This is a genomic window from Gordonia otitidis, assembly GCF_020735545.1.
GTDB classification, from domain to species: Bacteria; Actinomycetota; Actinomycetes; order Mycobacteriales; family Mycobacteriaceae; genus Gordonia; species Gordonia otitidis.
The window spans coordinates 3,890,984-3,916,555 of sequence record NZ_CP085974.1 but is presented as its reverse complement, the minus strand read 5'-3'; the positions used below and the strand labels follow the sequence as shown (position 1 = coordinate 3,916,555).

The window sequence follows — 25,572 nt, the reverse complement described above, 5'->3', positions numbered from 1 at the left end:
CTGGGAAGGTTCTGCCAAGGTCTCGAGAGTGGAGGACGGTCATAGCATGCAGCTGACGCAGCCCTCCACCTCGGTGCCCTCGAGAGCGATCTGACGCAGTCGGATGTAGTACAACGTCTTGATTCCCTTGCGCCACGCGTAGATCTGAGCCTTGTTCACGTCACGTGTGGTGGCGGTGTCCTTGAAGAACAGGGTGAGACTCAAACCCTGGTCGACGTGCTGCGTCGCGGCGGCGTAGGTGTCGATGATCTTCTTGTAGCCGATCTCGTACGCGTCCTGGTAGTAGTCCAGGTTGTCGTTGGTCATGAAGGGCGCCGGATAGTAGACGCGCCCGATCTTGCCCTCCTTGCGGATCTCGATCTTGGCCGCCACCGGATGTATCGAACTCGTCGAGTGGTTGATGTAGCTGATCGACCCGGTCGGCGGAACCGCCTGCAGGTTCTGGTTGTAGATGCCGTCACGCTGCACGGCCGCTTTGAGTTCACGCCAGTCGTCCTGGGTGGGGATGTCGATCTCGGCCTCCGCGAACAACTCCCGCACCCGTTCGGTGGCAGGTTCCCACACCTGTTCGGTGTACTTGTCGAAGAACTCGCCACTTGCGTACTTCGAGTTCTCGAAACCGGCGAAGGCATGGCCGCGCTCACGGGCGAGCGCGTTCGAGGCGCGGAGCGCATGGAACAGCACGGTGTAGAAGTAGATGTTCGTGAAGTCGACGCCCTCGTCACTGCCGTAGAAGATCCGCTCCCGCGCGAGATATCCGTGCAGATTCATCTGCCCCAGACCGATCGCGTGGGATTCGTTGTTGCCCTTCTCGATCGACGGCACCGAGGTGATCGCGGTCTGATCGCTCACCGCGGTCAGGCCACGGATGGCGGTCTCGATGGTCTGACCGATATCCGGCGAGTCCATCGTCTTCGCGATGTTCAGCGACCCGAGGTTGCACGAGATGTCTTTGCCCACATGTGAATACGACAGATCGTCGTTGTAGGTCGACGGAGTCGACACCTGCAGGATCTCCGAACACAGGTTGGAGTGGGTGATCTTGCCGTCGATCGGGTTGGCCCGGTTCACCGTGTCCTCGAACATGATGTAGGGGTAGCCCGATTCGAACTGCAGCTCGGCCAGGGTCTGGAAGAACTCGCGCGCCTTGATCTTGGTCTTGCGAATCCGACGGTCCTCGACCATCTCGTGGTACTTGTCGGTCACGTTGATGTCGGCGAACGGCACGCCATAGACGCGCTCGACGTCGTACGGGCTGAACAGGTACATGTCGTCGTTGTTCTTGGCGAGCTGGAAGGTGATGTCGGGGATCACCACGCCGAGGCTGAGCGTCTTGATGCGGATCTTCTCGTCGGCGTTCTCCCGCTTGGTGTCGAGGAAGCGGTAGATGTCGGGATGATGTGCATGCAGGTACACCGCGCCAGCCCCCTGGCGCGCGCCGAGTTGGTTGGCGTAGGAGAACGAATCCTCGAGCAACTTCATGATCGGGATGACGCCCGAACTCTGGTTCTCGATCTTCTTGATGGGTGCGCCGTGCTCGCGGATGTTGCTCAGCAGAAGCGCAACACCGCCGCCGCGCTTGGACAGCTGTAACGCCGAATTGATTGCGCGCCCAATGGATTCCATGTTGTCTTCGATACGCAGCAGGAAACAGCTCACCGGCTCGCCCCGCTGCTTCTTGCCCGAGTTGAGGAAGGTGGGTGTCGCCGGCTGGAAGCGCCCCTCGATGATCTCGTCCACCAGCGCGCGCGCCAGCGACGTGTCGCCGTCGGCGAGCGTCAGCGCGACCATGCACACACGGTCCTCGAAACGTTCGAGGTAGCGCTTGCCGTCGAAGGTCTTGAGCGTGTAGCTCGTGTAGTACTTGAACGCGCCGAGGAACGTCGGGAAGCGGAACTTCTTACCGTACGCATGCCCGAAGAGCAGTTTCACGAACTCGCGATCGTACTTCGCGAGTACCTCCGGCTCGTAGTAGTTCTCCTCGAGCAGGTAGTCGAGCTTCTCGTCGAGATCGTGGAAGAACACCGTGTTCTGGTTGACGTGCTGCAGGAAGTACTGATGCGCAGCCTCGCGGTCCTTCTCGAACTGGATCTTCCCGTCGGCGTCGTAGAGATTCAGCATCGCGTTGAGCGCGTGGTAGTCGAGCTCACCCGGGTCGTGACCCGCCGGACCGTTGTGCACCCCCGACAGACTCGCGGAGGTCGTGGTGTCGGGGACGGTGGATTCCGAGACGGATGCGGTAGGCGACACGAAGAGACTCCTCGGAGATGGATGCGTATGGAGATGGATGCGTATGGAGGGCTGTGCGGAGCGAAAAGCAGGGACGGAAGACGCTATGAGGGATACCGGGTATGTGGTCGAGACGGGTATGTGTCAAGACGATAGCTGGCGCTACCGACACTCAGACGCGGACGTTGACGGCCGTCTCGGGATCGACGAAGGCGTCGCTGTGCGCGAAGTCGGCCAGCCCGCTACGGACGCGGTCGACGTCGTCGGAAGTGCCCATGAGCTCGAATCGGTAGAGATACGGAACCGAGCACTTACGCGAGATGATGTCGCCGGCGAGACAGTACTCCTCGCCGAAGTTCGTGTTCCCCGCGGCAATGACGCCACGGATCAGCGAACGGTTGTGTGTGTTGTTCAGGAATTTGATGACCTGCTTGGGCACGAACCCGTTGCTTCCCGTCGACGACGGTTTGCCGCCACCGTAGGTGGGACAGATCAGAACGTAGGGCTCGTCGACCTCGAATGCCGCACCCCCTCGCCGCCCACCGTCGAGAACCGGGATGCGCGCGACACGCATTCCCAGCTTCTCGACAAACCGATGGGTGTTCTCCGACACCGATGAGAAGTAGACGATCAGCGGTGACTCGAGAGACGGTTGCGGCGTGAGAGATGATGCTGTGAGAGACATTCGATCCGGCTTCCCCTTCGGATCGTGATGCGGAGACTTCAGGCTGCGCGTGTTGCCAATGCTTTGATGCGGTCGAGACGGAAGCCCGACCAGTGCTCTTCGTCGGCGACGACGACGGGCGCCTGTAGGTAACCGAGAGCCATGACGTAATCGCGAGCGTCTGCATCCTGGGTGATGTCGACGACCTCGTACTCGATCCCTTGCTTGTCGAGAGCCTTGTAGGTGGCATTGCACTGCACGCAGGCCGGCTTGGTGTAGACGGTGATGGCCATCAGATTGCTCCTCGGTCGTGGTGAAGTCGTACTGCCTCAGATGGTTCTCCAGCGTGAAGATAGTGATTTGAGTCACCGACCTCACCGCCGTCTCTGAGGGTTATGAGCGATCCCCGTCGTCGGCCTTGCTGGTGTTCCAAACACTACACCTTGTGTCTGACATTTGGTTGAACCACTAGAGGTTGTAATCACATTGATGAAAGTCGCAGGTCGCAGGCCTACGCGATCGTGAACTCCGGCGTGTCACCTCGGGGAATGCGGCAGCCGCCCGCGCCAGAACTCACACATGTGTGATTCTTCCGACACGGGCGGCGGCGACACGGCGGCAGCGAGACGCCGGGTCAGGCGGCGACGGTGACCTCGGAGCCGAGCACGCGCACGGCGTCGACGGCCTGACCAACCACCTCGACCGGCAACTGGCCCGACTCGCCGAGCTGGCTTCCGGACAGTCCGAACTCGACCTCCTCGACGACCCGTCCGCCCGCGATCTTCACCGACTTGCGAATGTCCTCCCGCGACCAGACTCCGCCGAACCGGCCCAGCGCGGCGCCGATCACACCGACAGGCTTTCCGGTCAACGCTCCCGCGCCGTACGGTCGCGAGAGCCAGTCGATGGCGTTCTTCAGCACCGCGGGTGCCGAACCGTTGTATTCGGGCGTGACGATCAACACGGCGTCGGCGGCGGCGACCCGCTCCCGCAGCGCGACGACCTCGGCGTCTAGGACACCCCCATCCGATCCAGGCGCATGGTCGATGTCCTCGTTGTAGAACGGCACCCGCGCGATGTTGTCCACGACGCTGAACTCGATACCCGCGGGCGCGTTCTGCACGACCGCGGCCGCGAGTTGCTTGTTGATCGACCCGGATCGGAGGCTACCGACCAAGACTGCGACTGTGATGTTCTGACCTGTCACGCGATTTCTCCTCTTTGCGGCGTTACACTTACTCAAGTAAACGGACCACGGTCCGATTTGTTTCCAATCCAGAATTGGGTCCGCACGCCGGATCCGTCAACCGTTAGGCTCATCACATGCGTAAAGACGTCGAGGGAGGACTTCCGTCACTGCAGTTCACTCAACCGGACAGCGTCGAGCGCGCCGACGCAGCGCGTAACCGGCGGCTGCTCCTGGCTGCCGCGAAGAACCTGATCGACAACCATGGCGCCTCCGCCGTCACCATGGACGCCGTCGCGCGGGAGGCAGGAGTCGGTAAGGGCACGGTGTTCCGACGGTTCGGCAGCAGAACAGGGTTGATGTTCGCGCTTCTCGACCACTCGGAGTCGGAGCTGCAACAGGCGTACCTGTCGGGACCGGCGCCCCTGGGACCGGGAGCCGCCCCATTGGACCGGCTCCTCGCCTACGGCGCGGCGCGCGTGAGGATGAACGCGGCCCACCTCGACATCCTGCTCGAAGCAGATCTGCCCGGTGCCGAGTTCTGGACACATCCAGTGTCGCGCGCATCGAGCATGCACGTCCAGATCCTGCTGCGACAGTTGGGTTTTTCCGATCCTGTCGAGGTGAGCGCCATCGCGCTACTGACACCTCTGGGCGCCACGGCGCTCAAGCACCTGACCGAGGTCGTCGGGCTCGACCTCGAGACGATCATCACACAGTGGCAGACGATGGTGACCGCGATGGTCGACGGAGTGAGGCGCGGCTGAGCCCACGCCGAGATCGCCTCGACGCGCGCGGCGAGGTGATCGGCCCTAGCCTTGGTTTCACCATGGGAAGGGATGGATCGTGAAGGCAGTCATCATCGGTGCGGGTATGGGCGGCATGAGTGCCGCGATCGCGCTCAAGCAACTCGGGTTCGACGTCGAGGTCTACGAACAGGTGACCGAGAACAAGCCCGTCGGCGCAGCGATCTCGGTGTGGTCCAACGGCGTCAAGTGTCTCAACCACCTGGGACTCGAGAAGGAGACCGCGGCGCTCGGCGGGATCGTCGACACCATGAGCTACGTCGACGGCCACACCGGCGACACCATGTGCAGGTTCAGCATGCAGCCGCTCATCGACGAGGTCGGGCAGCGTCCGTATCCCATCGCGAGAGCCGAACTGCAACTCATGCTCATGAACGCCTACGGATTCGACGACATCAACTTCGGGATGAAGATGGTGTCCGTCGAGGACGGGCCCGACGCGGCCACAGTGCACTTCGCCGATGGGACGAGCGCCAGTGGCGACATCGTGATCGGGGCAGATGGTGCGAAGTCGTTGACGCGCGAATATGTGCTCGGCGGACCGGTGACCCGTCGCTATGCGGGATACGTGAACTTCAACGGCCTCGTCGACACCGATCCCGCGATCGGGCCGTCGACCGAGTGGACGACGTATGTCGGTGACGGCAAGCGGGTTTCGGTGATGCCGGTGGCAGGTGACCGCTTCTACTTCTTCTTCGACGTGCCGATGCCGGAGGGGCAGCCGTTCGAGCGGGGCACCGCCCGCGAAGTACTCACCAAGGAGTTCGACGGCTGGGCCGATGGCGTTCAGACGCTGATCGAGAAACTCGACCCGGCCACCACCAATCGGGTCGAGATACTCGACCTCGACCCCTTCGACACCTGGGTCAAGGGACGTGTCGCGGTGCTCGGCGACGCCGCGCACAACACCACTCCCGACATCGGGCAGGGTGGGTGCTCGGCGATGGAGGACGCGGTGGCCCTGCAGTTCGCGTTCCGGGATCATCCCGACGACGTCCATGCGGCGCTCGCCGACTACGCGGCTACCCGCACCGAGCGGGCAGGAGACCTCGTGCTGCGCGCCCGTAAACGCTGCGACGTGACGCACGCCAAGGATCCCGAGAAGACCGAGCAGTGGTACGCCGAACTCCGCGAAGAGGACGGCACCAACATCATCCGCGGAATCGTCGGAAACATCGTCGGCGGCCCCGTCACCTGAGCGACCCCGTCACCTGGGCGACCCCGTCACCTGAGCGACCCCGTCACCTGAGCGACCCCGTCACCTAGCCGGTCGGGTCACCGAGACGGTTCGCGCAACCGATGGTGCCTCCCCACCGGCGCGGGCACACGACTACTCCCCTAGCCGCCGGTTTTCGGCGAGTCCTCAGGTGGACTGACAGCCGTGCCTTCCGGGTCGGCGCCCATTCCGTCGTGTGCGACGAGCGCGTTCTCCCGCGACAGGGTCGGCCCGGCGACGAGCAATGAGGTCACATCCCACGGAGCGCGTGTCGGCGTCGTGCCGAGCCCGAGGATCGACCCTGTCTCGGCATCCGAGACGCCGTAGCGCACACCGGTGTCTGCGACATAGAACATCGATTCCGCACGCGCGCTGCCGGATTCGTTTCCGGTCACCTGGATATAGGCGCCGGAACCCGGACGCACGTACACCTGGTCGACACCCGGGCCCGGTCCGTCGGCGCTGGCGACCCGCACCGGGGTCGCTCCGTCGGGCAGCGGCAGCGCATCTCCGACGAGCAACGTCGTACGCGCGGGGTCGTCAGCTGCCTCGCGCGTCCAGGCTCGACACACCGTGGTGTCGCTCGCTGTGACGAGATGCGGTACCGCCACGGGGAAGTCGGCGATCGGCAGTTCGTCGAGCATCGGAGTAGACGCGATCACCCCGGGTGCCACGGTCGCGACAGGCGCGGCGTCGTCGAGTTCCGCGAGCCGCAGGATCTCGGCTGTCGCAGCGCTGATCGGCTGAACCCCGTCACGAAGCACGATGTAGTAGCCGACAGCGCCATCAGCTCCGGTGGTCTTGACCACCGAGCCCACCCGCGCTCCGGCACGCCCCACAGCACCCGTTCCGCCCTTGCCGGTGATGGACGGAAGCGTCAACGCGTCGACCTCGGGGAAGGTGTTGAGCAATCCCACACTGATCGGACGCGGCGTCTCGTTCTCGAGCCCCAGCGCCCGCAGCACGGGCACACTGTCCGTATCCACTTGCGCGCGAACAGGTGTCGCGCGCCCGTCGCGGTCGAGTTGGTAGACGAGAAACGTGTCGTCGCCAGCGGTCACGAAGAGCGCCTCGTCGGATCGTGCCGTACGGGTGTGTTGCCCCGTGTGTAATTCGCCTGCGATCACCGACAACAGACCGGTCCCGTGCGATGACGCGCCGAGTGCCGATTCGGTCACGCCCGACCGGGAGCCGGGGCCGTCGCACACCGACCACGTGGTGACCGACGACGTCGGCAATGCCGAAGGCGCCCCGGGGATACCGAGCAACGGGCCACGGGGATAGTGAGCGAGCTTGCGTTCCGACGCCGACGCCGGCTTCTCGTTGCTCCCGGTGATGAGTCGCGCAGAGGCCAGGTTCAACACGGGGTGCAGTGTGCCGTCGATCAGCACATAGGTGCCGCCCGTCTTAGCGGCGATGATCGTGGACTTGCCGACCGACCCCTGCGGGCTGACCAGTCCCCAGACCGCAAAACCGGCAAGCACGAGCACCCCGAGTACCGCACCGACGGCCAGGGCGCGTCCCTGGGAGCGCATCGGGTCGTGCAGCATCCGTACATCTCGGCGGATCAGCGCGTGATCAAGACGCCGCAGCAGAAATCTGTAACCGTTGACCTGTGCCCTGGTGGTCAGTTGACGCGCCACCGTTTCCCCCTTCACCCACCCCTGCGCTGCATCCCACCCCTGCGCCACGGCCCTCGGCATGCGGACCGGCGGTGGATGAACCCCGCGCCGCCTCACTCGCGCGGTAGTAGCCTAACCGAACCAGACCCGCACAAATCCGGCAATCCGGCGCGTCGGGCGCCGCTTGTGGACAACGTCTGATTCGGCGCGCAGCTGCCCGCGGCGCGGTGTACTAACCGAGCGAGTTCGACTCGATGAGCTCTGCCACACGAGCTCTACCGAACGAGCTGGGCAGAACCGAACGAGTGGGTGAAGACGGGTCGGAGGTGGCAGCCGGGTGCCACATGGACGAGAGGGTGGATACCCCATGGGGATCGGCACGAAACACCGCACACCGGCACGGTTGCCGGGACTCGCGACGTTGGTCGGGATCGAGGTGTTGCTGGCCGTAGGACTCGTGGGCTGGTGGTTCTCCGGCGCACGGTCGGGGATCGCCGCACTCGGGGTGGCAGTCCTCGCCGCGCTGACGCTCATCCCGATAGCCGGCCGAACGTCGTTGGCGGGCAGATTGATCCGTCGGGGCGGTTTCCTCGTGTCCCGCGCGCGCCGGCGGTCGGCCGGGTCGGCTCCTGCACCGTTCGACGTGCCGACGTCGGGTCGGCACCACGGCCGTTCGCCGACCTCACACGCCGAGACCGGGGTCGTGGGCGTCCGCTGGACAGGCGAAATGCTCATCACCGTGCTGCGGGTTTCACCGGCCCGCAGCGCTCCGACCTTCCTCTCGCCGTTCGGCTCCGAGACCACCGACCCTCCGCTGCCGCTGACGACGCTCGCCGAGTGCATCGATCCGTATGACATCCCACTCGCGTCGATCGACATCGTCGTGCAGGGCATCCGGGTCGGTGGCGCCGGGCCCGCGGCCGCGATCTACGAACGCACCCTTGGCCCGCTTCCTGCGACGACTCACCGCGACACCCTGGTGATACTCCGACTGGACCCGAGGCGATGCCCGAACGCGATCGCCCGACGCGGAGGCGGAGCGACCGGAGCACTACGGACCGCGACCATCACCACGCAACGGGTGGCTCGTCGACTCCGCGAGTGCGATCTGGCGGCCACTCCCCTCGATGCGGTCGGGATCGACGCCGTCACAACCCGGTTGATGCAGGGCGCACGTCTCGATGCCACGCACGAGGACTGGTCTCACGTGTCAGCGGGGCGCGTCCGCTTCCGCACCGCCTCGCTCGACCCGCGCAAGCTGTCACGTGCGCTCGAAAGACAGTGGGGCGGTACACCGCTCTCGACGACCCTGACACTTTCTCTCTCGCACGGGCCCGCCGGTGACCTGGAGGTGCGAGCGCTCGTCCGCGTCGACGAACTCCCGGATGCGGGACGTGTCGCCACCGCATGGCCCCACGGCGCCGAACCACTCGACGGACGACAGTTCGACGCTCTCGCGGCGTCGCTGCCGACCACGGGCGCGAATCGTATCCACCGTCACCTCCCGGTGGCGGCGGGCACCGAGGCGTTCGCGCTGCTCGACACGCTGCGTGTGGAATCAGGCGGCTGTGGCCAATTGATCGGCGCCGATCACACCGGCCGCGCGGTCACGGCGCGGCTCTTCGGAACGGATGTGCCAGAGGTCGCGCTGATCGGCACCACCGCTCTGGCCACGCAGGTCGTGCTACGGATCGTCGCCACCGGTGGGCGCGTTGCGCTCCACACCTCACGCCCCGACCGATGGCACCATCTCGTGGACGCAATCGGCGATCGCCATGTGCTCGGCTTCGCAGATAATCGGAGCGGACGCGACATCGACGCGCGTGTACAGCTTTTCGACAGCGTCGCGCCCTGTGCTGTGGCCGACGGCGTGACCCGCATCCTCGTCGTACCGCAGGATCAGGAGGTCGACGACGTCCGCACCGGTGCGATCGTGTTGAGGCAGCACCGGACGTGGGCACATCAGCTCACTCTCGAGACGAGCCGCGACAGGGTCGGTGTCACGATGGTCTCGACACCGGAGGAGTCGGGGTTCATCGGGCAGCGCTCACGGCAGCCGTCCGCCTACCCCGCCCCGCAGACTGTCGCGACCACCTAGAGCGTCGGTGGCGTCTGAACTGCCGACGCCCGGGCGTGTACCGACCCGTCTGGGTCGCTGACGGGCACCCTGGCACGGAAGAACAAGGCCCGACTCGACGACGCACGCACCACCACGTCCGGATCGCCGTCGGGAATCCAGACGGCATATCCCGAGGAGACAGCCAACGGCGGGTCTCCGGGTAGCCGAACCTCGATGGTTCCACCCAGAGTCGCCAGAATCTGCGGACCGGGCATGTCGAAGCAGATCGACGACGGCTGATGCAGGCCCGTACCCTCCAATTCGACTCGGGAGAGACGGAATTCAGGCGCAGGCGTCACGTAGATCCGCTCAGCGCCCACCGTGCGCATCCTCGGTGTGAGATCGCCGACGTCAACCGGTGCGAAGTCGAGCACACGCAGCAGTTCGGGCACATCGATGTGTTTGGGGGTCAGACCACCGCGCAGCACATTGTCCGAATTGGCCATGATCTCGACACCCGTGCCGCTGAGATAGGCATGCAGCACGCCGGCGGGCAGATAGAGACCTTCGTTGGGCGACAGGTGAATCCGGTTGAGCAGCAACGACGCGAGCACTCCCGGATCGTTGGGGTATATCTCACCGAGTTCCAGTGCCGTACGCAGTTCCGGAGCGAACTGCGACCCTGCGTTCAATGCGTCGACCGCGCCGGAGAGCACCGCGGGTACGACCGTCCGCAGACTCGATTCCGGCAGCGTGAGCCACGTGGTGAACACCGCGCGCAGCCCCTCGGCGTCCGGTTGGCCCACCAACATGCCCAGGTACGGGTCGAGTTCTCTGACCTGTAGTTCACGCAGCAGGTCGATCGTTCGCGCCGGGTCGCGGAAACCTGCCAGCGCATCGAACTCGGAGATCGCGACGATCAGCTCAGGCTTGTGCGACGCATCCTTGTAGTTGCGTGTCGGCGCGTCGATCGGAACTCCCGCTGCCTCTTCGCGGGCGAACCCCTCGCGCGCCTGCTCGGCGCTCGGATGCGCCTGCAAAGACAACGGTTCGTCCGCCGCAAGAACCTTGAGCAGGAGCGGCAGCCGCGCACCGAACTGATCGATGCTCGCCGCGCCGAGCGCTCGCTGGGGATCGTCGTCGATCAACTCGAGCAGATCACCCTGGACCCCACCGTCTGAGCCGAGAACCGTGGCCGGACCCTCGGCGTGCGCCCCGAACCAGAGCTCCGCTTCCGGGTGCGGAGACGGAACCGGTTTCTGCCGTAACGACGCGATAGCCGTTCGTGACCCCCATGCGTAGGGCCGCACCACTCCGTCCAGCAGTTTCATCGTTCTCCGATTCCGGTCAGATGTAGGTACACCGCAGCAATGTCGACGCGCAGCGCGAGGATCACGTACCCCGGCAGATCGCTGGGACCGTCAGCAAGGTCTTCGGGACCGGCGGGCACCTGAGGTCGGACGACGGACTCTGCTTCATCGACGTCGCCGCTCACCGCCTCCGCGTCAGGGATCCCGGCGATTCGCTGTGCGGCGTACCACCGCCTCGCAGCGGTGGTGACCGCGAGGACGCGCGGCGGCTGATCCGCCAGTGGTCCGTCGATCTGCGGATCGTGGAAGATCGAATCGACCGGCGACGCCCCACCCGCTGTCCACGATTCCCGCGACAGACGCGCGACGTCGTCGATATCTGCTGCGGCGCAGATCTTTCCCGACAACACGAAGAGCGATGAGGCGTTTCGTGCGGCAACCACCGACGCCGCGGGACTGTCGCCTGTCCACACCACTCGACGATCAGCCAACCGCGCAGCGAGTAACTTGGCGCGATTGTGGAACGTCTCCCTCGTCGGATGATCTGCCGCTGCCTCCTCATCGAGCGCGTCGGCGATGTCGCTCACGAGTGGGACGGGACCGGTGAAACGCACGTCGGACAGCGCGCTGAACACGGCAAGCAACGTCGCGACATATCCTGCGAACCGAAACCGGGCGTCGACGTGTACGCGTGGCGATAGATCGATCCCGCTGCCGCCCAGCGCATCTCGCAACGGCCCCTCCACGGGTGCAGCGACAACGACCTCGGCGCGACGACGCTGAGCACGTGCTGCGGCGTCGGCCAGCGCCATATCACCTGCATCGTCGCCCGCGACGACCACGACGTCGAGCGGACCGACCCAGCCAGGCAGAGCGGGCACGGACACGATCGGGACGTCGACGCGATTCGCCACGCACGCCACGACAAGCGCGACAGCGTCGCGGACCACACCGGACACGCCGTGCACGACCACGACGCTACGAGGACGCAGCGACGCGAGTGGTTCGAGGACACCCTCGCGCATCGCCTCCGCGACCGCGCGTACCTGGGCGCCCGCCAGCGCCGCAACAGGCAGCAGACCTTCGGTGTCCCCTGCGATCAGATCATCGACATCATCGAGGTCGGCGGCACCCGTACGCATGTGCTCAGCCTAGCGACGTGCGGCGCCGCTGCCCACACGCACGCAGATTACGACTCACCGCAGTTATCGGAGGCAATCAATCGACCGGATCAGGCAGCACTCGCAGATGCCCACGCCTGCCCGGACGCGGCTTGACCGCCCCACTGCGACGCGGCGCATCCGACACCGAACGACCGTCACCGGTCGGCGCACCCGCGCCGTAACCGCCCGACGCCCCGGCACCGCGTCCACCAGGAGCACCAGCACCGCGTCCACCAGGTGCACCGGCACCGCGTCCACCAGGTGCACCGGCACCGCGTCCATTAGAAGTGCCAGCACGGTGACGACCGGCCCGGGCATCGTCGAACACGTCCTGATCGAAACCGGGCGCCCGGCCGACAGCGCCGGCTATCCCGCGTGCACCCACCTCACGCACGGCTTCGGCGAGCGCGGTGAGTTCGTAATCCTCGGCGACCGGAGCCGAGAACCCCCGCTCGCTGCGCAGCATCTCCCAGCCGCGCGGAACCGTGATGCGTCGTGCATGCTCTTCGCACAGATCCCATGAATGCGGCTCGTCCGACGTGGCGAGGGGACCGATGACCGCCGTCGACTCGGCGTAGACGAACGTCAGGGTCGCCACCGCCGACCGGGAGCAAGCCGGGCGGCAGCACTGTCGGGGAAGCTTCACAGCAGAAAGGTTAGTCGCACCCGTTCTCCATCGGCGGGGCGACACGCGGCGTCGGGTCTCGCAGGTGACAGCGCGGCGGCGGGACTTACAATCACCGCATGCGTATCGAACGACGACGCACCGCGCGTGATCGGAGTCAGGGCTCCCCGGTACGCATCCCTGAGCCCCGCGTGTCCGACATGCGGCTTTCTGCCGTTCGGGCAGCACGACGAGCGCGACGAGACCGTCGCGGACGGGGACTGCGTTCGCCGCTCCTGCCGCAGGGAGTACCCGCGTGGCGGAGCAAATCAGATGATTTCGACGCCGTGGCGCTCGAGGCCTTCGCCGAGATCGACACACACTGGCACGATCAACTGGCCGGACTCGACATCGCCGTCGACGAGATCCCGCGGCTGCTGCCCCGCGACCCCGACACCGTGCAATGGCCCGACGAGGTGACCGCGGACGGAGCCGTTCCACTGGCCAGACTGATGCCCGCGGGCGTCGACGTCCACGGGGCGCCCACCCGAGCGCAGATCATCCTCTTCCGTCGCCCACTGGAGAGTAGAGCCAAACGGGGTGAGGAGTTACTCGACCTCGTACACGAGGTCCTGGTACAACAAGTCGCAACTCACCTGGGCCTCGACGAGGAGACCATCGACCGGGGACCGGAGTAGAGCGCAGCCGAACACGACCGCGGAGCTGAATACAACCTTGCCCGGACCGCGTCGGATCAGATGATGCCGCGCTTGAGGCGACGGCGCTCGCGCTCAGACAATCCACCCCAGATACCGAAGCGCTCGTCGTTGTGCAGGGCGTACTCGAGGCATTCTGCTTTCACCTCGCAGCCCTGGCAGATGCGCTTGGCCTCGCGCGTCGATCCACCCTTCTCCGGGAAGAAGGCCTCGGGATCGGTCTGCGCGCACAGCGCGCGGTCTTGCCACTGATCCTCGATGACGTCGAACAAGTCCTCGAAGTCGTTGGGCACCAAGGACAGATGTCGATGCTGCGAGATCTCGTCGCTCCCGGATGACACGTCAGGTGTTCCGATCATCGAAACATCAACGGGCCCAAGGGTTGTGAAGTTCGGATCCTCACTCACCGGGGACTGCATCTCGGAATGTCCATGCGGTTCAAGGGGATTGCCGATCGCGTTGTCGAATGCCATCGTCGGCGCCTCCTGCCTGGGAAGTCGTTTTTCTCTGTCGTCAGAGCGGCGCGGCATCGGTGCCACACCGCCACTCATACCCGTACATTTCGATCTTCACCAAGTGTCCGGCGCGATCTGGCACCACCACGGTGTCGGACCAACCTTTCCGCATTCGAACAAGTGATCGAACTTCGTTGCTGTGCACCGATTCTCGATCTCGAACCAGAAATGACACTGATGTGATTAGACACGCCAGAGACCTGTTCGGTCAAGTTGAATCGAAATATTCCTTAATACCATCGACCGACAGGAACTCCCCGCGCGACACGAGTTGTGTTGCACGGACTCGTGAATGTCACATCGAACGCGAACAGCGAGCAGAGCGTCGTGGTCCATGGTATCGACTCGATCCGCACTCACTAGAGTGGGTCGTTGTGAAGGTGACGGTACTCGTCGGCGGTGTCGGCGGAGCACGCTTTTTGTCCGGGGTCCGCGAATTGCTCGGTCCGACGCCGTTCCCGGCTGTCGCGGCCGACGGGGAGTCGACCGACGGGAAGTCGGACGACAGGAAGTCAAACGACGGGGGCCACGAGATCACCGCAGTGGTCAACGTCGGCGACGACGCGTGGATGCACGGCGTACGGATCTGTCCCGATCTCGACACCTGTATGTACACGCTCGGCGGCGGAATCGACCCCGAACGTAGTTGGGGTCGCGCAAACGAGACCTGGCATGCCAAGGAAGAGCTCGCTGCCTACGGGGCAGATCCCGACTGGTTCGGCCTGGGCGACCGCGACCTCGCGACCCATCTGATCCGCACGCAGATGCTCGACGCCGGATACCGGCTGTCGGACGTCACCGCGGCGCTCTGCCGCCGATGGCAGCCGGGAGTTCGGTTGTTGCCTGCAACCGACGAGCGCCACGAGACACACGTCGTGGTCTCCAAACCCGGTGGGCAAGAAGGTGAACGGGTAGCCATCCATTTCCAGGAGTGGTGGGTTCGTCATCGTGCGCAGATCCCGACCTTCGGATTCGCGCAGGTCGGCTCGGACGACACCGCGCCTGCACCCGGCGTCGCCGAGGCGATCGCGGAGGCGGACGTCGTTCTGCTCGCGCCGAGCAATCCGGTCGTCAGCATCGGCGCCATCGTCAGCGTTCCCGGAATTCGCAGCGCATTACGCACCACGTCGGCGCCGGTGGTCGGCATCTCCCCCGTCATCGACAACCGGCCACTCCGGGGCATGGCCGACGAGTGCCTGTCGGTCATCGGTGTCGAGTCCTCCGCGGAAGCCATCGCCGCGCACTACGGAGCCCGCAGCGGCAACGGCATCCTCGACGGCTGGCTCATCGCCGACGGCGACACCGCACACGTCGACGGAATCGCGATCGGGGCGGCTCCATTGCTGATGACCGACCCACAGGCCACCGCCGCGATGGTCCGGGACGCCTGCGCCCTCGTCGGGGTCGACGTCCCGGACGTACCACGGCAGGTGTCGAACGGCGGCGCCCGGTGACGGCCGACCACGCCCCGGCGAACGCGGAACGGCTCGTCGACGACCACCGGGCACCGGCCTCACTGGAGATCATCCCCATCCTCGGCCTGCCCGAGTTCGACACCGCCACCGACCTGGCGTCGGAGATCGTGCGCGCCGCGCCGTGGCTACGCGATGAGGACGTACTCGTCGTCACCAGCAAGGTCTTCTCCAAGACAGAGGGGCGGATGGTTGCGGCACCTGTCGACCCTGACGAGCGTGATGCGCTGCGCCGCAAGCTGATCGATGACGAATCAGTGCGCGTTCTGGCGCGAAAGAACCGCACACTCATCACCGAGAACAGGCTCGGCCTCGTCCAGGCCGCCGCTGGTGTCGACGGCTCCAACGTGCCGACGGATCAGATCGCGCTACTGCCCACCGACCCCGACGGAAGCGCCCGGAAGCTACGGGAGGCCATCACCCGCCTCACCGGCGTGCACGTCGCGGTCGTCGTGACCGACACCATGGGGCGTGCGTGGCGCACCGGGCAGACCGATGTCGCCATCGGCGCGTCCGGAATCGCCGTCACCCACCCCTACGAGGGTGGCCAGGACGCGTACGGGAATCCGTTGCTCGTCACCGATATCGCGGTCGCCGACGAGATCGCCTCGGCAGCCGACCTGGTGAAGGGCAAGCTCGACGGGGTCCCCGTCGCCGTGGTGCGGGGGCTCCGTGTACACGACGACGGGTCCTCGGCGGCCCACCTCGTCCGGCCCGCCGACGAGGACCTGTTCCGACTCGGCACCCAGGAGGCGATCGCGCAGGGCAGGGTCGAGGCGGTTCGCACCCGACGTTCCGTCCGGCACTTCTCCCCCGAGCCGGTAGACCCTGACGCGCTCAGGGCGGCGATCGCCGACGCACTGACAGCCCCCGCACCCCACCACACACATCCGTTCCGTTTCGTCTGGGTGCGCTCAGAGGAACGTCGCCGCGCCCTTCTCGACGCCATGGCGGTCGCCTGGCGCGCCGACCTCACCGTCGACGCCAAGACCCCGGAGTCGATCGACAAGCGTGTGAGCCGCGGTCGGATACTGTACGACGCACCGGAACTGGTGATCCCCATGCTCACCGGCGACGGCGCGCACACGTATCCGGACTCGCGTCGCAACGCCGCCGAACGCACCATGTTCACCGTCGCCGCCGGTGGCGCCGTCGCCAGCCTGCTCGTCGCGCTGTCAGCGCGCGGCATGGGCAGTTGCTGGGTGGGATCGACGATCTTCGCGCCCGACGTCGTACATCGTGAGCTCGACGTCGACCCGTCATGGCAGCCGCTGGGTGCCGTCGCCGTCGGACACCCCGCCGAATCGCATCCGCTGCGCGAGCCCGCCCCGACCGACGAGTGGGTGATCGAACGATGAGCTCACAGTCCGTCCACGCGTCCGCCGTCGAGCTTCTGCGATCGTGGAACGCCTCAGAGCCGGAACAGGATTCGCTTCGTCATACCTACCTCGCGTTCCTCCACGCGCAGCCGGATGCGTGCCTGCGACGCAACGTCCCAGGCCATCTCACCGCGTCGACGATCGTGTTCGACGCCGCCTACACCCATGTCCTGCTGACGCTGCATCCGCGCGTGGGCAAGTGGATTCAGCTCGGCGGGCACTGCGAGGACACCGATGACTCGATCGGCGAAGCCGCACTGCGTGAGGCGCGCGAGGAGTCGGGCATCGACAACCTGGAGCTCGGCGGCCTGGCGCAACTGCACACCCACCCCATCACGTGCTCGCTCGGTGTGCCGACCCGGCATCTCGACGTCCGCTTCGCCGCTGTCGCGCCGCCGCAGGCTGGTGGCGGGCTCCCGCGCTTCGAGGTGAGCTCGGAATCCGATGACCTCCGGTGGTGGCCCGTGGACGATCTGCCGTCGGACGACGGCACCGAGATCCAGAGTCTCGTCGACGCAGCGCTGAGTCGCGGGCCGGACCGAACCACGTAGTCCGCGCAGAATCCTCGCCTCGGTGTCTTCCCCTGCTGTCTTCGCGCAGTGCGCGACGAATGGCGCGTGACGCGGCGGTCAGACGTGAGTGCCCTTACCGACGGTGACCACTTCACCGTTGCTCACCGCGAACCGCTCGCGGTCGGCGACAAGGTCGACACCGACCTGTTCACCGTCGGAGATCACGACGTTCTTGTCGAGAATCGCGTGGCGGACGACGGCACCCTTCCCGATCCGTACACCTGGCATCAAGACGCTGCCCTCCACGATCGCGCCGTCCTCGATGTGCACATTCGCCGAGATCACCGACTGCGACACCGACCCGCCCGAGATGATGCTGCCGCCGCCGACGACAGAGTCCTGCGCCGACCCACCCTGCACGAACTTGGCAGGGGGCACGTTCAACGACTCGGCTCGGATCGGCCAGTTCCGGTTGTAGAGGTTGAACACCGGATGCACCGATACGAGATCCATGTGTGCGTCGTAGAACGCGTCGAGTGTCCCGACGTCGCGCCAGTAACCCTTGTCGCGTTCTGTGGCACCGGGAACCTCGTTGTCCTTGAAGTCGTAGACGTACGCGGTCTTCCGATCGACGAAACCGGGAATGATGTCGCCGCCCATGTCGTGGTCGGAGTCGGCGTCGGCCGCATCTTTGATGATCGCCTCGACGAGCGCATCGGTCGTGAACACGTAGTTGCCCATCGACGCGAAGGTCATGTCCGGATCGTCCGGGGTACCGGGCGGATTGCTCGGCTTCTCCAGAAAACGCGTGATGTTCCCCGAGTCGTCGGAATCGATGACACCGAACGCCGATGCATCAGCGCGCGGGACACGAATCCCCGCGACGGTCACCTCGGCACCCGACGCGATATGCGCCTCGACCATCTGTGACGGATCCATCCGATACACGTGATCGGCACCGAACACGACGATGTATTCGGGTTGCTCGTCGAAGATGAGGTTCAGCGACTGATAGATCGCATCCGCACTACCCGTGTACCACCGCGGCCCGAGACGCTGCTGCGCCGGCACCGGGGTGATGTACTCACCGTGAAATCCCGATGTCCACCAGGTTTGCGAGATGTGCCGGTCGAGCGAGTGGGACTTGTACTGGGTGAGCACGCAAATGCGTTCGTATCCGGCATTGACCAGATTCGACAGCACGAAATCGATCAGCCGGTACGCACCGCCGAACGGAACCGCCGGTTTCGCGCGGTCCTTCGTCAACGGGTACAGACGTTTTCCCTCGCCACCGGCGAGGACGATTCCGAGAACGTGCGGCTGCGATCTCACACCCCCCAACTTAACCGCCATCCACGAGCGAGGCCATACGAATCGCGCGTCCCCACCACGTGAATGGCGAAGTGGCACTCTTACAGCTAGCGTCAGGTGCCATGAGGGTGGCGATGATGACACGGGAGTATCCACCCGAGGTCTACGGCGGAGCCGGTGTCCACGTCACCGAACTGGTCCGGCACCTCCGAAGCCTGGTCACAGTCGATGTGCACTGCATGGGTGTCCCGCGCGACGACGCCTACGTCTACTCACCCGACCCCGCGCTCGTCGAGGCCAATCCGGCCTTGTCGATGCTCTCCACCGACCTCCGCATGGCACAGGGTGCCGCCGGTGCCGACATCGCGCACTCACACACCTGGTACACCGGTACCGCTGGACACCTCGCCGCACGCCTGTACGGAATCCCCCATGTGCTGACAGCCCACTCCCTCGAACCACTACGGCCCTGGAAGGCCGAGCAACTCGGCGGGGGTTATCAGGTGTCGAGTTGGTCGGAGCGCAACGCCGTCGAGTACGCCGACGCCGTCATCGCAGTGAGCTCCGGTATGCGTGCCGATGTGGTCAACGCCTACCCGAGGTTGAACCCGGACCGAGTTCACGTCGTGCGCAACGGAATCGACACGACGATCTGGTATCCGGTCGACGAACCGTACAACCAGGAGTCGACGCTCGTACGACTCGGCGTGGATCCCTCGCGGCCCGTGGTCGCTTTCGTCGGACGCATCACCCGGCAGAAGGGCGTGGGACATCTCGTCGCCGCCGCTCACCGCTTCGATCCGGCGATCCAGCTGGTGCTGTGCGCCGGTGCTCCCGACACACCCGAGATCGGCGCCGAGACAGAGGCCGCCGTCGCCGAGTTGTCGGCGGCGCGCGACGGCGTGCACTGGGTGCGCGAGATGCTACCTCTACCCCGAATCCGCGAGATACTCACCGCAGCAGATGTTTTCGTGTGCCCGTCCGTGTACGAGCCACTCGGAATCGTCAACCTCGAGGCCATGGCATGCCAGACAGCGGTCGTCGCGTCGGCCGTGGGCGGGATCCCCGAAGTGGTGCGCGACAACGTCACCGGCCGCCTCGTGCCCTACGACCCCGCCGACACACGAGCATTCGAGCACGGACTTGCCGAGGCCGTGAACGAGGTCGTCGCAGACCCCGCCACCGCGACCGCCATGGGTGTCGCCGGACGCGAGCGCGCCGAATCCGAGTTCTCCTGGGACACCATCGCCGAACAGACTCTCGACGTCTACCGGTCGACCCTCGCCTGACAGACCGTCACGGTGACGGCGACGGTCACCGGAGTCGGTGCCGAGGCGAAGGCGTGTGCCGCACGCTCGATCTCGTCGCGGTCGCGGTGAAAGGCGGTGGGACCCATGGACACGAGGTCGGCGATCACCGGAGCCGACACATCGTTGCGCTCGCGGACCACACGCTGCTCGACGATGTCGAAGCGGCTACCGACCGCCACCGACAGGGCGTCGGCCTTGTCTTCTGCGACCGACAGCATCGCCATCGGTTCGATCAGTTCACCGAGATGATCGGGTTGCGGTGTGACGATGATCCACCGTCCGCCCTCCCGGAGTATTCGAGCGGTCTCGTCGACGTTCCGCGGCGAGAACACCGAGAGCACGACGTCGGCGACACCGTCGGCGATCGGCAGGTCACGCCAGACGTCGGCGACGACGGCACCCGCGCGCGCGACGCGCCGCATCAGCGCGCGGGCACAGTATTTCGAGAGATCCACTCCGATGCCACGAGCCTCGTCGGCGTCGGCCAGCGCTGCGTCGAGATAGTGGCCGGGTCCAGAACCGAGGTCGACGATCAGCGGTGAATACCGGTCCACACCGACAGCGCCGGGTCCCCGCGGCGTGAAGGCGTCTGTCGTGGCGTCGACCACGGCGTTCACGACCGGACCGAGGACACCCGCGTCGTGAACGCGGACTCGAGCAGAGACCATGTCTGCGGTGTCGGACCTGAGCGCACCGGACCGGCCGTCGAGCAGGGACACGTAGCCCTGCTTGGCGATGTCGAAGGAATGTCGATGTGCGCAGAACAGGCGCCGGCCTTGTTCATCGACCTCGAGGGGCTCACCACAGATCGGACATCGGAGCTGCTCGACGATGTCGGCGACGCGGCCGACCGACCATGGCGGCACCTGGTTCAGCCGGTGACCCCGCGCAGTTCCTCCCCGAGGGCCGCGGCTTCGTCGGCGGTCAATTCGACGACGAGACGACCGCCACCCTCGATAGGAATGCGGACAACGATCCCACGCCCCTCCTTGGCTGCTTCCAGGGGCCCATCCCCAGTACGTGGCTTCATCGCCGCCATTTCGCAAACTCCCTTCAGAGTTCTCCTCGCCGTGGTGGTCCTCCGACGACAGCGCACGGCTGCCGGGTCAATGATACGTGTTCCTCCGATGAGGCCGACCGACTGCCATATCCGTGCGTGTCCTCCGCCGGGCTCGGTGACCTCGGACCACACGTGCCTCAGTCGTCGGCTGGTGGCGCCGCGCGACGTCGACCGTCGGTGTCGCGGCCATCCGCGGACGGCGGACGCGTCGACGGCGAAGGCGTGGCGAGGTCGGATGTGGAGATGTGGTCGGACGTGGAGTCGTAGACCGGCGCACCTGACGCGGGTACGGGCTCGGCTCCATCGCGGGCCTGCAGCGTGAGCACGACAGAACGTAGCTCGTCGATCTCGGCGGCAAGACGTTCAAGCGCCCAATCGACCTCACGCGGCTTGTAGCCGCGGACCGTCTGAGCGAACACGAGTGCCCGCACGTCGTCGCCCGCGATGCCTGCCGCGGGCAGTCGGGTGAGGGTGGTGTCGTCGTCGAGCGGCGGCAGGTCCTCACCTCGTCCGAACACGAACCACACGACAGCGAACACGGCGACCACGACCACCACCATGATCAGCAGGTAGAGCAAGAGCGTCTGCATAATGTGAAGTCTATGGCCGCCGTGCGGCAGCTCAGGTCAGCTGGCCATCTCCTCGGCGTCCGCGTCGGCTGCGCGCACCGTGTTCATCGGGGGACGGTCCTCAAGGTAGAGGTCGGTGGTGTGCGGCGTGAACGTGCCATCGGGTTCCGCGGTGAACTGGGTGAGCCCTGCTCCCGAGTCCTCGATGCCGCATCGCCGCATGAGGGTGCCGACGATCTGGCGGCTCATCACACCGAGTTCGATCAGCGGGCGGTTGCGATGGGTGCGGACGCCCAGATTCACCTGTCCGATGCCGTGTAATCCGTAGCGGTCGTAGGTGTCGATGAGCAGCCCGATCTCGACACCGTAGCCGGGGGCGAACGGAACCGACGACAGCAGCTCGCGGGTTCCCGCGTATTCGCCGCCGAGCGGCTGGAGGACTGCGGTCAGCTCGGGCTTCTGCGATGCCAGCAGCGGTCGGGCGACGAGCTCGGTGACCCTACCCCCACCGTTGGCGTCCTGGGTGGCCCCGGTTCGCAGTGGTCGGCGGTAATAGCCCTTGACCAGCTGGATCTGTGGGTTCACGAGGAGAGGTCCGAGCATCTTGGGCACGAACATCGGATCGGGATCGATGAGGTCGGAATCGACGAAGGCTATGAGGTCGCCGGTCACCGCAGCGATCGACCGCCACAGCACCTCCCCCTTGCCCTTGACCGGTTCGAGCTCTGGCACGGCTTCTTCACGGCTGATGACCCGCGCTCCCGCGGCTGTCGCGCGTTCGGCGGTCGCGTCGGTGGAACCGGAGTCGAGGACGATGAGTTCGTCGACGAGGGTGCCGACGAGGGGACGGATCGTCGCGATCACGTCGGCGACGGTCTCCTCCTCGTTGAGCGCGGGCAGGACCACCGACACCGTGCGGCCCTGCTTGGCCTCCACCAGCTCCTCGATGGTCCAGTCCGGCTGTTCCCACGTGTGCGTGCTCGACCATTCCCGTTCGTCGCCGGCGCTGTCGGCAGGTGCGGGCCACATGGCGGTGCGGTCGCGGTTGTTCGAAGCGGTCGCCCGGTGGCGGGCGTGGGTCCGTCGTACCTGATCGGTCATGCGAGTCCCCTGACTGTTCGGGCGGGAGGTCGTGTTCCCGCTATTGCAGCGACCATGTCGACCACGCGACGCGTGGCGGCGACCTGGTGGACGCGAAAGATCCGAGCTCCGGATGAGGCGCTCAACGCTGTCGCAGCCAGTGTCCCCTCCACTCGTCCGTCGAGGTCCACACCCAGAGTCTCCCCCACGAAATCCTTGTTGCTGAGCGCCATCAGCACTGGCCAGCCTGTATTAACAAGATCTTTTACGTGGCGTAACAGGAGCAGCCCGTGGTGAGTGTTTTTGCCGAAGTCGTGTGTCGGGTCGATAACGATTGAGTCGCGGGCGACACCTTCTGCTTCGGCTGCCGCGGCCGCTCGCGTCACGTCGGCGATCACCGCGGCGACCACATCCTCGGGCCTGTCCCCGTAGGCGACCCGGTGCGGGCGTGTCCGAACGGCCATGCCGCCCGTATGCGAGCAGACGATGCCGGCACGGCGCGCGGCTGCGACCTTGACCAGATCCGGGTCAGCGCCCGCCCACGTGTCGTTGATCAGGTCCGCACCCGCTGCGCAGGCGCGATCGGCCACCTCTGCACGCCAGGTGTCGACACTGATCAGAAGGTCCGGATAGGTCTCCCGAATCCACTCGACCATGGGCACCACACGCTCGATTTCGGTCGCCGCGTCGACCTCGACGCCCGGCCCCGCCTTCACGCCGCCGATGTCGACGATGTCGGCACCTTCGGCGACGACCTGGTGCACACGGGCAGTGGCGGCGTCGTCGGAGAAGGATGCTCCCCGGTCGTAGAAGGAGTCCGGGGTGCGATTGACGATCGCCATCACCAGGGCACGGTCGGCGGCCACAGGCCTACCGCACAGGGTCGCGTTCATGGATGCCAGCGTATCGATCGCCGACATCGACACATCGTCGGCGAGTGTGCGCCGGACGGGCTCAGCTCTGGCCCCGCCCGGTCCGCGACGAGTCCGTCGTCGATGCGCTCAGTTCTTGGGCACCTTGGCGTTGGCGACGTCGTCGACGTACCCGTCGTAGTACTCGACGTATCCCTCCGAGCGTCCCTTGAGCACGTAGAGCGGATCGTCGCCGGTCTCGGAGTAGCCCTCGTCACGAAGCTCGACCTTGCGGTTCTTGAACGTCGACGTCGCTTCGAGATGGTCGACGACGCGCACGAACAGCGGGATCGCGTACACCGGCAGGACGTCGTAGAGGTGGGCTGCGAGCTTGTTGCCGTCGAGTTCGCCGTCGCGCAGGGTGACCACACCCATCCCCGCCTTGCCGTCGGTTCCGGGTACCTCCACACCGAAGACGACCGATTGGCTGATCTGGTCGTAGCCGTCGAGCCCGGCCTCCACCTCGGTCGTGGCCACGTTCTCACCCTTCCAGCGGAACGTGTCGCCGAGTCGGTCGACGAACGCGATGTGGAAAAAACCCTGGTCACGGACGAGGTCGCCGGAGTTGAACCATTCGTCGCCGTCCTTGAAAGCGCCTCGGATGATCTTCTTCTCGGTCTCGGCGGGATCGGTGTATCCGTCGATCGGCACACGGTCGTTGATGCCGGAGAGCAGCAGGCCGATGCCGCCCCGCTTGACCTTGGTCAGGCGGCCGTCGGCGTCGCGTTTGGGTTTGCCCTCGTCGTCGTAGTCGACGATCGCGTACGGGAGCGGGCAGAATCCCGCGGTCCGCTCGACACTGAAGGCATTGACGAAGACGAGGTTGAGCTCACTGGCACCGTAGAACTCGACGATGCGCTCGATGCCGAAGCGTCGCTGGAATTCATCCCAGATGTCGGGTCGCATCCCATTGCCGACGATGAGCCGGACGTCGTGTGCTCGGTCGGTGGGCTTCTCGGGCTGCGCCAGGAGGTACCGACAGAGTTCGCCGATGTAGCAGAACGCTGTTGCCCGATTGCGGATGACGTCGTCCCAGAACTTCGACGCCGAGAAGTGCTTGCCGATGGCGATGCAGGCGCCTGCCGCGAGCACCGACGAGAGCGAGACGCTGAGCGCATTGTTGTGGTAGAGCGGCAGCGGAACGTACATGGTGTCGTTGTGCTTGAGGCGCACCGCAAGCCCACCGATTCCGGAAAGGCTTGCAAGCCAACGATTGTGGCTCATCACGCTCGCCTTGGGCATACCCGTGGTGCCGGATGTGAAGATGTAGAACGCCTCGGTCGACGCGGGCAGCTCCGCGGTGATGGACGGATTGCTCTCCGACTTCCCGTCGGCCTCTTTCTCGAACTGCTCGAAATCGTAGACGTGCGAAGGCAATACGTCGGCCTCGATGGACTCGAGAGCTTCGGCACAGTCCGGATCGAAGACCAGCACCCGGGCACCGAGCAACTTCACACTGTGCTCGAGCACGCTGCCGCGCTGGTTGTAGTTCAGCATCCCCGCGATGGCGCCGAGCTTGACCGTGGCGAGCATGAGCATGAGGTCGGTCGGACAGTTCTTCGACAGGATGGCGACGACGTCGCCCTTGCGCACACCGTCGTCGGTGAGCACCGCGGCAAACCGGTTCACGTGGCGATTGGCTTCGCCGTAAGTGATGGTCTTGCCCTCGAAGCGGATGAACGGGCGCTCGGGATGGTCGGCGGCACGCTTGGCGAAGATCGACCCGATGGTCCGCTTGGCATCGGGCGGACGCCTGATCAGACCCGGCGCGTTCTTGATCATGCCGACGGCGTCGGGCGCCATCTTGGCGACACCCTTCAACACGTCCGTGATTCCGACGACCTTGGTGGCGTCACCTGACATCTACTTCCACCCTCC

The 25,572-nt window shown here is 65.6% G+C and carries 24 protein-coding genes; 8 read left to right on the top strand and 16 right to left on the bottom strand.

Annotated features, from left to right (window positions below):
- Nucleotides 1-39: 39 nt before the first annotated feature.
- The 4 genes from nrdE to LK459_RS17930 all read right to left on the bottom strand — a co-directional run bounded on the left by nrdE (nucleotide 40) and on the right by LK459_RS17930 (nucleotide 4,100).
- On the bottom strand, nucleotides 40-2,250 hold the full coding sequence (gene nrdE, locus LK459_RS17945; RefSeq protein WP_227919873.1) for a class 1b ribonucleoside-diphosphate reductase subunit alpha: 2,211 nt from the start codon (nucleotides 2,248-2,250) through the stop codon (nucleotides 40-42).
- Nucleotides 2,251-2,401: 151 nt separating this feature from the next.
- Nucleotides 2,402-2,914 carry a class Ib ribonucleoside-diphosphate reductase assembly flavoprotein NrdI gene (nrdI, locus tag LK459_RS17940; RefSeq protein WP_007240692.1) on the bottom strand — a complete coding sequence of 171 codons (513 nt, stop codon included), beginning with the start codon at nucleotides 2,912-2,914 and terminating at the stop codon, nucleotides 2,402-2,404.
- A gap of 38 nt (nucleotides 2,915-2,952) precedes the next feature.
- Nucleotides 2,953-3,186 (bottom strand): glutaredoxin-like protein NrdH, encoded by a 234-nt coding sequence (nrdH, locus tag LK459_RS17935; RefSeq protein ID WP_007240693.1) that lies wholly within the window; start codon nucleotides 3,184-3,186, stop codon nucleotides 2,953-2,955.
- 341 nt (nucleotides 3,187-3,527) lie between these two features.
- Nucleotides 3,528-4,100: an NADPH-dependent FMN reductase gene (locus tag LK459_RS17930; RefSeq protein WP_007240694.1), complete on the bottom strand. Its 573-nt coding sequence runs from the start codon at nucleotides 4,098-4,100 to the stop codon at nucleotides 3,528-3,530.
- A 116-nt stretch (nucleotides 4,101-4,216) separates the two neighbouring features.
- Between LK459_RS17930 and LK459_RS17925 the strand changes: the two genes are divergently transcribed.
- Both LK459_RS17925 and hpxO read left to right on the top strand, forming a co-directional pair.
- Complete coding sequence (locus tag LK459_RS17925; protein WP_007240695.1) at nucleotides 4,217-4,846, top strand: TetR/AcrR family transcriptional regulator; 630 nt, start codon at nucleotides 4,217-4,219, stop codon at nucleotides 4,844-4,846.
- A 79-nt stretch (nucleotides 4,847-4,925) separates the two neighbouring features.
- The gene (gene hpxO / locus LK459_RS17920; protein ID WP_227919872.1) at nucleotides 4,926-6,083 is read left to right on the top strand and encodes an FAD-dependent urate hydroxylase HpxO; all 1,158 of its coding nucleotides are present in this window, start codon (nucleotides 4,926-4,928) and stop codon (nucleotides 6,081-6,083) included.
- Between the two features lie 140 nt (nucleotides 6,084-6,223).
- Here the strand turns inward: hpxO and eccB are convergent, their stop codons facing one another.
- Complete coding sequence (gene eccB / locus LK459_RS17915; RefSeq protein ID WP_227923842.1) at nucleotides 6,224-7,744, bottom strand: type VII secretion protein EccB; 1,521 nt, start codon at nucleotides 7,742-7,744, stop codon at nucleotides 6,224-6,226.
- 346 nt (nucleotides 7,745-8,090) lie between these two features.
- Between eccB and eccE the strand changes: the two genes are divergently transcribed.
- Entirely contained in the window at nucleotides 8,091-9,821 is a 1,731-nt protein-coding gene (eccE, locus tag LK459_RS17910) for a type VII secretion protein EccE (RefSeq protein ID WP_227919871.1), read from the top strand.
- Here the strand turns inward: eccE and manA are convergent.
- The 3 genes from manA to LK459_RS17895 form a co-directional block, all read right to left on the bottom strand.
- Nucleotides 9,818-11,113 (bottom strand): mannose-6-phosphate isomerase, class I, encoded by a 1,296-nt coding sequence (gene manA / locus LK459_RS17905; RefSeq protein WP_227919869.1) that lies wholly within the window; start codon nucleotides 11,111-11,113, stop codon nucleotides 9,818-9,820. The genes eccE and manA overlap by 4 nt on opposite strands.
- Nucleotides 11,110-12,234: a hypothetical protein gene (locus tag LK459_RS17900; RefSeq protein WP_227919868.1), complete on the bottom strand. Its 1,125-nt coding sequence runs from the start codon at nucleotides 12,232-12,234 to the stop codon at nucleotides 11,110-11,112. Before LK459_RS17900 ends, manA begins: the two co-directional genes overlap by 4 nt.
- Nucleotides 12,235-12,310: 76 nt before the next feature.
- Complete coding sequence (locus LK459_RS17895; protein ID WP_407648630.1) at nucleotides 12,311-12,853, bottom strand: DUF3499 domain-containing protein; 543 nt, start codon at nucleotides 12,851-12,853, stop codon at nucleotides 12,311-12,313.
- Nucleotides 12,854-13,080: 227 nt separating this feature from the next.
- Between LK459_RS17895 and LK459_RS17890 the strand changes: the two genes are divergently transcribed.
- Nucleotides 13,081-13,557 (top strand): metallopeptidase family protein, encoded by a 477-nt coding sequence (locus LK459_RS17890; RefSeq protein WP_039994015.1) that lies wholly within the window; start codon nucleotides 13,081-13,083, stop codon nucleotides 13,555-13,557.
- Between the two features lie 56 nt (nucleotides 13,558-13,613).
- On the opposite strand, the gene LK459_RS17885 is transcribed toward LK459_RS17890, so the two are convergent.
- On the bottom strand, nucleotides 13,614-13,877 hold the full coding sequence (locus LK459_RS17885; protein ID WP_169315811.1) for a WhiB family transcriptional regulator: 264 nt from the start codon (nucleotides 13,875-13,877) through the stop codon (nucleotides 13,614-13,616).
- Nucleotides 13,878-14,464: 587 nt separating this feature from the next.
- On the opposite strand from LK459_RS17885, the gene cofD reads away from it, so the two are divergent.
- The 3 genes from cofD to LK459_RS17870 are packed head-to-tail and all read left to right on the top strand — an operon-like array spanning nucleotide 14,465 to nucleotide 17,492.
- Entirely contained in the window at nucleotides 14,465-15,544 is a 1,080-nt protein-coding gene (cofD, locus tag LK459_RS17880) for a 2-phospho-L-lactate transferase (RefSeq protein WP_227919866.1), read from the top strand.
- Nucleotides 15,541-16,920 (top strand): coenzyme F420-0:L-glutamate ligase, encoded by a 1,380-nt coding sequence (locus LK459_RS17875; protein ID WP_227919864.1) that lies wholly within the window; start codon nucleotides 15,541-15,543, stop codon nucleotides 16,918-16,920. The genes cofD and LK459_RS17875 overlap by 4 nt, the downstream gene beginning before the upstream one ends.
- Nucleotides 16,917-17,492 carry an NUDIX hydrolase gene (locus LK459_RS17870; RefSeq protein ID WP_007238866.1) on the top strand — a complete coding sequence of 192 codons (576 nt, stop codon included), beginning with the start codon at nucleotides 16,917-16,919 and terminating at the stop codon, nucleotides 17,490-17,492. Before LK459_RS17875 ends, LK459_RS17870 begins: the two co-directional genes overlap by 4 nt.
- 78 nt (nucleotides 17,493-17,570) lie before the next feature.
- Here LK459_RS17870 and glgC read toward each other — a convergent pair whose 3' ends face one another.
- A complete protein-coding gene (gene glgC, locus LK459_RS17865; RefSeq protein ID WP_039994013.1) occupies nucleotides 17,571-18,785 on the bottom strand; it encodes a glucose-1-phosphate adenylyltransferase in 1,215 nt (404 codons plus the stop codon).
- A 101-nt stretch (nucleotides 18,786-18,886) separates the two neighbouring features.
- Between glgC and glgA the strand changes: the two genes are divergently transcribed.
- A complete protein-coding gene (glgA, locus tag LK459_RS17860; RefSeq protein WP_217997290.1) occupies nucleotides 18,887-20,053 on the top strand; it encodes a glycogen synthase in 1,167 nt (388 codons plus the stop codon).
- Here glgA and LK459_RS17855 read toward each other — a convergent pair.
- From LK459_RS17855 to LK459_RS17830, 6 genes are all read right to left on the bottom strand, one after another.
- On the bottom strand, nucleotides 20,032-20,940 hold the full coding sequence (locus LK459_RS17855) for a putative RNA methyltransferase (RefSeq protein WP_322590791.1): 909 nt from the start codon (nucleotides 20,938-20,940) through the stop codon (nucleotides 20,032-20,034). The two genes, glgA and LK459_RS17855, sit on opposite strands and share 22 nt — an antisense overlap.
- Before the next feature lie 5 nt (nucleotides 20,941-20,945).
- Nucleotides 20,946-21,113 (bottom strand): DUF3117 domain-containing protein, encoded by a 168-nt coding sequence (locus LK459_RS17850; RefSeq protein WP_004019232.1) that lies wholly within the window; start codon nucleotides 21,111-21,113, stop codon nucleotides 20,946-20,948.
- Between the two features lie 158 nt (nucleotides 21,114-21,271).
- The gene (locus tag LK459_RS17845) at nucleotides 21,272-21,724 is read right to left on the bottom strand and encodes a DivIVA domain-containing protein (protein ID WP_227919863.1); all 453 of its coding nucleotides are present in this window, start codon (nucleotides 21,722-21,724) and stop codon (nucleotides 21,272-21,274) included.
- A gap of 36 nt (nucleotides 21,725-21,760) precedes the next feature.
- Complete coding sequence (locus LK459_RS17840) at nucleotides 21,761-22,804, bottom strand: glucosyl-3-phosphoglycerate synthase (protein ID WP_227919862.1); 1,044 nt, start codon at nucleotides 22,802-22,804, stop codon at nucleotides 21,761-21,763.
- Nucleotides 22,801-23,676: a dihydropteroate synthase gene (gene folP, locus LK459_RS17835; RefSeq protein ID WP_039994020.1), complete on the bottom strand. Its 876-nt coding sequence runs from the start codon at nucleotides 23,674-23,676 to the stop codon at nucleotides 22,801-22,803. The genes LK459_RS17840 and folP overlap by 4 nt, the downstream gene beginning before the upstream one ends.
- A 108-nt stretch (nucleotides 23,677-23,784) precedes the next feature.
- On the bottom strand, nucleotides 23,785-25,557 hold the full coding sequence (locus tag LK459_RS17830) for a long-chain-acyl-CoA synthetase (protein WP_227919861.1): 1,773 nt from the start codon (nucleotides 25,555-25,557) through the stop codon (nucleotides 23,785-23,787).
- Nucleotides 25,558-25,572: the final 15 nt, after the last annotated feature.